The organism is Rhodococcus sp. (in: high G+C Gram-positive bacteria), from assembly GCF_049591685.1.
Lineage (GTDB): Bacteria > Actinomycetota > Actinomycetes > Mycobacteriales > Mycobacteriaceae > Rhodococcoides.
In genome coordinates, this window is the sequence record NZ_JBAWFH010000260.1 from 1 (window position 1) to 7,048 (window position 7,048).

General features: G+C 63.9%; 9 protein-coding genes. 6 read left to right on the forward strand and 3 right to left on the reverse strand.

The window, feature by feature from the left end:
- The 3 genes from WBQ44_RS11010 to WBQ44_RS11020 all read left to right on the forward strand — a co-directional run.
- On the forward strand, window positions 1-747 hold a 747-nt coding region (locus tag WBQ44_RS11010), incomplete at its 5' end, for an ABC transporter substrate-binding protein (RefSeq protein WP_495566726.1).
- A gap of 32 nt (window positions 748-779) precedes the next feature.
- The gene (locus WBQ44_RS11015; protein ID WP_495566727.1) at window positions 780-1,517 is read left to right on the forward strand and encodes an amino acid ABC transporter permease; all 738 of its coding nucleotides are present in this window, start codon (window positions 780-782) and stop codon (window positions 1,515-1,517) included.
- Between the two features lie 44 nt (window positions 1,518-1,561).
- Complete coding sequence (locus WBQ44_RS11020; RefSeq protein ID WP_495566734.1) at window positions 1,562-2,311, forward strand: amino acid ABC transporter ATP-binding protein; 750 nt, start codon at window positions 1,562-1,564, stop codon at window positions 2,309-2,311.
- 11 nt (window positions 2,312-2,322) lie between these two features.
- On the opposite strand, the gene WBQ44_RS11025 is transcribed toward WBQ44_RS11020, so the two are convergent.
- From WBQ44_RS11025 to WBQ44_RS11035, 3 genes are all read right to left on the reverse strand, one after another.
- Window positions 2,323-2,655 (reverse strand): nuclear transport factor 2 family protein, encoded by a 333-nt coding sequence (locus WBQ44_RS11025; protein ID WP_495566728.1) that lies wholly within the window; start codon window positions 2,653-2,655, stop codon window positions 2,323-2,325.
- A 226-nt stretch (window positions 2,656-2,881) separates the two neighbouring features.
- A complete protein-coding gene (locus WBQ44_RS11030) occupies window positions 2,882-4,015 on the reverse strand; it encodes a TIGR03364 family FAD-dependent oxidoreductase (protein WP_495566729.1) in 1,134 nt (377 codons plus the stop codon).
- Between the two features lie 24 nt (window positions 4,016-4,039).
- Entirely contained in the window at window positions 4,040-4,753 is a 714-nt protein-coding gene (locus tag WBQ44_RS11035) for a GntR family transcriptional regulator (protein ID WP_495566730.1), read from the reverse strand.
- Window positions 4,754-4,861: 108 nt separating this feature from the next.
- Here WBQ44_RS11035 and WBQ44_RS11040 point away from each other — a divergent pair, with 108 nt between their 5' ends.
- From WBQ44_RS11040 to WBQ44_RS11050, 3 genes are all read left to right on the forward strand, one after another.
- The gene (locus WBQ44_RS11040; RefSeq protein WP_495566731.1) at window positions 4,862-5,557 is read left to right on the forward strand and encodes a phosphonatase-like hydrolase; all 696 of its coding nucleotides are present in this window, start codon (window positions 4,862-4,864) and stop codon (window positions 5,555-5,557) included.
- Window positions 5,558-5,590: 33 nt separating this feature from the next.
- Window positions 5,591-6,559: a phosphate/phosphite/phosphonate ABC transporter substrate-binding protein gene (locus WBQ44_RS11045; RefSeq protein WP_495566732.1), complete on the forward strand. Its 969-nt coding sequence runs from the start codon at window positions 5,591-5,593 to the stop codon at window positions 6,557-6,559.
- Window positions 6,559-7,048: phosphonate ABC transporter ATP-binding protein (locus WBQ44_RS11050; protein WP_495566733.1), on the forward strand; the 490-nt coding region annotated here is incomplete at its 3' end. The genes WBQ44_RS11045 and WBQ44_RS11050, both read left to right, overlap by 1 nt.

Below are 7,048 nucleotides of genomic sequence, written 5' to 3' on the forward strand. Positions count from 1 at the left end.
GCAGCAGACTTGGCCGAGGAGGGCGCGTTGACGATGGCAACCAATGCCACCCTCCCGCCCATGCAGTACGTCGACGGCAACGGCGAGGTGATCGGCATGCGCGTCGATCTGGGCAAAGAGATCGCGAAGCGGCTCTGTTTGTCGCCGAAGTTCGTCAACATCGAATTCGAAGCACAGATTCCCGGTGTGCAGAGCGGTCGCTGGGACATGATCGACACCGGCATGTTCTACACCCCGGCCCGAGCAGAGACCATCGACCTCGTACCTTACGAGGTTCAGGCTGTGTCCATCTCGGTGCCGTCCGGCAATCCCGAGGGGATCGCGTCCATCGACGATCTCGCAGGGAAGACGATCGGCGTCGAGGCGCCGGGGTACGAGTTCGACACCCTCACCGCGCTTGCCGAAGAATTCGTCGCCGAAGGCAAGGCGCCGATGACGGTACAGACATTCAAGACCAACGCCGATGCCTATCAGGCACTTTCGGCCGGGCAGCTCGACGGTACATCCATCGTCGAATCCGTCACATCCTTCTATCAGGAAGACGGCCGTTTCGAGACAGCTGTCGGTGGCATCAACGAAGCGCCACTCGCGATGGGCTTCGCCAAGGGCAGCAAGTCCGCGGCCGAGGTCGCTCGCGTGCTGTCCGAGATGCGTGACGACGGCTACCTACCTGATCTGTTCGAGCAGTACGAGGTAACCGGCTACGTGGGCGACATCGCCGTGAGCACAGGGCCTCTCGAAAGCTGAGCGAACGCTTCCTCTAGTCGAAAGGCACCCGTATGTGGTCCTGGGACGCATTCTTTTCCATCCTGACGAGCACCCAGCTTCTCGAAGGTGCGTGGGTGACGATCTGGCTCACCGTGGTCAGCATGATTCTCGGGTTGGCACTCGCGGTCGTGGTTGCCGCGGCACGATCGTCGAAGCTGATGCCGGTGCGCGCCGTCGCGGGCTTCTACGTGTGGCTGATGCGCGGCACACCGCTGCTCGTGCAACTCGTCATCATCTACACGGGCCTGCCGCAGGTCGGTATCAAGCTGGGAGTCATCGAGGCCGCCTTGCTCGGGCTCGTGTTGAACGAAGCGGCGTACCTGTCAGAAATCGTGCGCTCCGGCCTGCTGTCGGTGCCCACCGGTCAGACCGAAGCTGCGCGTGCTCTGGGGATGTCGCCCACCAAGGTCTTTCGCGTCGTCGTTCTGCCGCAGGCGATGCGCGTGATGATTCCGCCGCTGGGCAACAGCTTCAACGGACTGCTGAAGACGACGACCCTGGTGTCGGTCATCTCTGTCCAGGAGTTACTGCGCAAGACCCAGTTCCTCGTGCAGGTCAACTTCCGGGTGCTCGAGGGTCTGTGCGCTGCGGCGTTGTACTTCCTGGTGCTCACAACATTGTGGGGACTGATACAGACGATGATCGAAACGCGAGTAGGGCGAGGCTACGACCGCAACTACAAGCGCAAAGGTGCCCCGTCGAAAAAGCTCGACGAGAGCGTGATGGAAGCCGAGGCCGTGAACCGATGATGTCGAACAGTGCAATCGCGGCGACAAAACCGCCGACCACGACGATGGTCGAAGTGCGAAACATGACGAAGGCGTACAACGACCTGGTGGTGCTCGACGGCATCGACTTCACCGTCGACAAGGGTGAGGTGGTGCTGCTGCTCGGTCCGTCGGGCAGTGGGAAGAGCACTCTGCTGCGCACCTTGAACTGCCTCGAGACCATCGAGTCGGGAACCGTACGGGTGTGCGGGGAGATGATGGGGTTTTCCGAGGACGAGAAGCGTACGCCGTTGTCCGAAGCGCAGATCGCGAAGCAGCGGCACCACACGGGAATGGTGTTTCAGAGTTTCAATCTCTTCCCGATGATGACGGCACTCGACAACGTCGCCTCCGGTCCCCGCCACGTGTTGGGCACCGACAAGGTGCGTGCGCGCCGCCAAGCGCAGGAGCTACTCGACCTCGTGGGCCTGGCCGACAAAGGCGAAAACTATCCTTCGCAGCTGTCAGGTGGCCAGCAACAGCGCGTGGCGATCGCCCGAGCCCTGGCGATGAAGCCCGAAGTGATGCTGTTCGACGAACCCACCTCCGCGCTCGACCCGGAAATGGTCAACGAAGTCCTCGACGTGATGCTTCGTCTGCGCGACGAGGGAATGACCATGGTCGTCGTGAGCCACGAGATGGGGTTCGCCAAAGCCGCAGCCGACCGAGTGGTGTTCATGAGCGACGGCAAAATCGTCGAAGAAGCCCCTCCGACGGAGTTCTTCGGCAATCCCAAGAATCCACGTACACAACAATTCCTGAGTCGAATCCTCTGACCGCGCAGCCATTACGCGGTAATCGACAGTGAACCGATACGGCCGTCGGTCTCGTGGAACTCGTATCGAAGCTCGACGCGTCCGCCCGGGAAGTTGCCTTCGAGCAGGGTGACGACGACGGTAACCCCGTCGGTTTGCTCGAGGCTCAGCCGGGTCGACGTTGTGGTGAACTCGCTGGCCGGGCCGGTGAGCCAGGCGAGTATCGCTTCCCGACCGCGGTAGGTGTGGCCGTCGTCGAGCACCGTCGCATCATCGGTGAAGACGTCGACCACCTGCGCCCGGTCCGGTCCGTCGGAGAGTGTGAAGTAACGGGCAACGATGGGGGAGAGGGTTTCTGTCGTCATGAAAACAGCGTCGACGTTCCCGTAGGGGGAAGGTCAAGCCGATCAGCGTCTGCCCGACGATGTCGTCGAGTTCTCGGGGCACCGTGACCGGCCGGAGCCGCTCGGCCAGAGCCAGCACCTCTGTTGGGAACCAGGCACCCCTGCTCGGCGGCCGATACGTGGCCAAGGTTGGCAAAAGGGATGCCAGCTCAGCCACCGGGCGTCGGCTCAGCAACCAGCTATCGGCTCAGCCGCGTTCACCGACCGAGAGTGCACGGGTGACGCTTGCTTCGGCGAGCCCCATGCTGGTGGTCATGCCGATGCCGGTGGTGACGGTGACGATGTGGACACCGGTCATGGGTGCAGCGAGCAGGAACTCCGAGCCCGGGGCGGAGCTGTAGACACCCTGCCATCGTTCGGTGACGTCGATGCGGTCGACGCCGAATATCGCCTTCGCTTCCCAAAGCAGTACTTCGAATCCTTCTTCGCTTTGGAAAGGCGACGTCGTGATGTCTCGAAAGTGGGTGTCGCCGATCAGGATCGAGCCGTCGGGCTGCGGGGTGTACATCTGGTGGAGGTCGATGTCTACGTACTTGGCGAACTTGGACCGCAGCCGTTCGGCCAGCAGGGGAGTCGCAGCCAGGCCGGCGAATCCGGAGTACCGGAGCAGTGACCATCCCGTGAACAACGGCGTGGGCAGCGGGAAGGCGAGAGGCAGCACGCCGCGCATCATGTGCAATCGGCACCGCACGAGCCCGCCGTCCTCGGCGTATTCGGGGAAGAGCCGGTCGATGTCGTGGTTCACGGTGACGAAGACGGTGTCGGCTGCAATCCGGCCCCGGGTTGTGTGTACGACGCCGGTATCGAATGACGTTGCTGCTGTGCGCCAGTGGAAGTCGACGCCGGAGCGTTCCAGCCACCGCGCTATCGACGGCGCTGCGGTGCGGGGGTCGACCTGTAGGTCATCGGGCATGTACATGCCGCCGACGACTCCATCGCCGGAAACAGGCAGGCGGTCGAGTATTTCGCGGCGGTCGAGCAATCGTCCGCGATCCGGTCCGTGGAGTTCGGCGAACTGCTGCAGGACGGCGAATTCGTCGTCGTGCCGGGCGACGCAGTGTGTTCCCGTCTCGGCAGACCAAAAGCCGGCTTTCTGTGACAGTTCGAGCCAGTGCCGGCGACCTGCCCGTGCATAGGTCAGTGCATCTCCGGATTGTGCACTGATGCAGGCGTGTCCGAAGTTCTGCACCGACGCCCCGGCGACGGCATCGGCGTGGTCCACCACCGCCACGCTCAGGCCCTGCTGGTGGGCGTGATAGGCGTGGGCGAGGCCGATGATGCCTGCGCCGACGACGACAACGTCGTACCTGTTCGAAATCACGTGGGTATCGCTTTCTACGGGTAGTCAGGCGTCGATGACGGCGGTGAAGGTCATGCGGTCGCCGCGATAGAGAGAGCGCCGCTGTTCGATGGGCACGCCCTGGTCGTCGTACGAGGTCCGATTGAGTAGAAACATGGGCGTCCTGGTGTCGACGGTGAGGAGTGCCGCCTCGCGGGCGTCGGGAAGAACTGTCTCGATGGTGTCGACGACGCGGCCGAACGTGATTCCGCGCGTGCGTAGTTCGGTGTACAGCGACGTGCGGTGATCGAAGGTGTCCATCAGGCCGGGAATGCGGTGTGCGGGAATCCGAGTCGTTTCGAGACCCACACGAGTGTCGTCCGTGGTGAAGACACGTTCGAGCTGAACCATCGGCGCGCCGGGTTCGATGTGCAAGAGTTCGGCCAGGGCGTCGTCCGCGCCATAGGTACTCCAGCCGACGAGTATTCGACTGGCCGACATTCCCTTGTCTCGCGCCGCCTCGGTGTACGACCCGATGGCCAGCGGCAGTACTACTTTCGGTGCAGCCACAACGGTGGCGCGGCCGCGACGCTCGATTCGCCCCGCCACCAACAACTCTCGGATTGCCTGGCGCAGGGTCTCCCGTGACACATCGTGCGCCTCGGCAAGGTCCCGTTCGGAGGGGAACGGATCGCCGGGCGACATCCCGTCGAGCAGGGAGTCGAGGCTCCTGCGCACTACTTGGTGCTTGAGCGTCCGGGGTTCGGCGTCGACAACCATGCGGTCATATTAGCAGCTAACGGTCTAGACCAAATGGTTGATGCACGTTCATCGGCCGTTCACCGCTGTAACTCCTTGTGGTCTATACCAACCGGCACAGTGGGCCCTATGCCGAACTCGACCGCCTCCACAACCACCGCAATCGAACTCGTCGTCATGGACATGGCCGGAACCACGGTCACCGACGACGGCCTGGTCATCGGCGCCTTCGACGCGGCCGCCACCAGCGTCGGCCTCGCAGAACAGGGCACCGAGCGCGAGTCCGCACGTCAGTACGTTCTGGACACGATGGGACAGTCCAAGATCGAGGTCTTCCGTGCCCTGTTCGGTGACGAGGAACGAGCGCAGGCCGCCAACCGCGCCTTCGAAATGGCGTACGACGCCCGCATTGCCGACGGCGTTGCACCCGTGCCCGGTGCCGCCGACACTATTTCCCGTCTCCGCGACGCCGGCGTGGCCGTCATTCTGACCACCGGCTTCTCACCCTCCACGCAGGAGCAGATCCTCACTTCGCTCGGCTGGACCGACCTCGCCGACGCCTACCTCGCCCCCGGTGATGTGGTCCGCGGACGCCCGCATCCCGATCTCGTCCTCACTGCCGCGTTGCGGGCCCAGGTCAGCGACATGAGCGCCGTTGCCGTGGTCGGCGACACCTCCAACGACATCGACTCCGGCCGACGCGCGGGCGCCTCCGTGCTCGTCGGTGTACTCACCGGTGCGCATTCGGAAGACCAACTGCGCAGCGCGGACCCGACCCACATTCTCGCCAGCGTCGCCGATCTCCCCGCTGCACTCCTTCCCTGACTCCCATACTCGAAGAGAACGGAAATCACCGCCATGATCACCACTACTTCCCGTCGCGCCGCGGTCTCTGCCGCCGCATTGTCCGCCGTCGCCCTCGTTGCCGCCGGCTGTTCCAGTTCGAGTGCAGACGCCACCACCGAGCAGGGCTTTCCCGAAACAATCACTCTCGCTGCAATTCCGGCCGAGAACTCGACCGACCTGAGGGCGAGCTACGACCCGGTCATCGAGCGCCTGCAGCGTGAGACCGGCGCAACCGTCGAATTCGTGCAGGCCTCGGATTACGCGGGCGTCGTCGAAGGACTCATCGCGGGCAACGTCGACCTGGCGTTCTTCGGGCCCTTTGCCTACGTGGTCGCCGGCATCAACGGTGCCGACATGACGCCGCTGGGCGCCGTCGTGCAGGACGAGGGAACGCCCCCCGGATACCAGTCGTACGGAATTACGCGCTCGGACAACACCTCTGTCAACGGCCTCGCCGACTACGCGGGCAAGAAGGTCTGCTTCGTCGACCCCAGCTCCACGTCGGGCTTCCTCTACCCCTCGGCCGGACTGATCGAGGAGGGCGTCGTCGCATCCGGATCCGAAGGCGACATCTCGGCAGGGGTGACGCCGATCTACGCAGGAGGGCACGACGCATCGGCTCTCGCCGTCAGGGCCGGAGACTGCGACGCGGGCTTCGCCTTCGACACGATGGTCGACCGCACCATGATCGACAACGGTGAGCTGGCACCGGGCGAGCTGAAGACCGTGTGGAAGTCGGAGACCATCGCCGGGTCGCTGTTCGCTGCCAACAACGAGCTCGGCGCCGAAGCGATCGACAAGCTCGAAACCGTGTTCGCAGAGGGGATGAACGCCGAAGCCTTCGTCGCCGACGGCATCTGCGCCGAGGAATGCCGCATCACCGACGAAGACGCCTGGGGCGTCGTTCCCGCCCAGGACAGCGACTACGACGGCGTCCGCCACGTATGTGAGGTCACCGGTTCCGAAAAGTGCCAGGGCTGATGAGCTTCGCACCCACCGACCGCGGCGACGTCGTTGTCAGCGCACACAACGTCACCAAGAAATTCGGTACTACAACGGCACTGAGCAACGTGAATCTCGATGTGCATCACAGTGAGATGTTGGTTCTGCTGGGACTCTCGGGCTCGGGCAAGTCCACGTTGCTTCGCTGCATCAATGGTCTGCAGCCGATCACCTCCGGCAGCATCACGGCCCTCGATACCCGCGTCGATCTGGCCAGCCGGGGGCGCGTGCGGGAACTGCGCAAGAAGGTCGGCTTCATCTTTCAGCACTTCAACCTCGTCGGGCGTCTCAGCTGCATCGAGAACGTGCTCGTCGGCGGTCTCGGGCGGTTGACGGTCCCGCGCTACGGTGCGGTGACCTACCCGAAGGCGATGCGTGCCGAGGCGCTGCGGTGCCTCGACCGCGTCGGTCTCGCCGACTTCGCCGAACGCCGCGCGGACACCCTGTCCGGAGGGCAGCAGCAGCGGG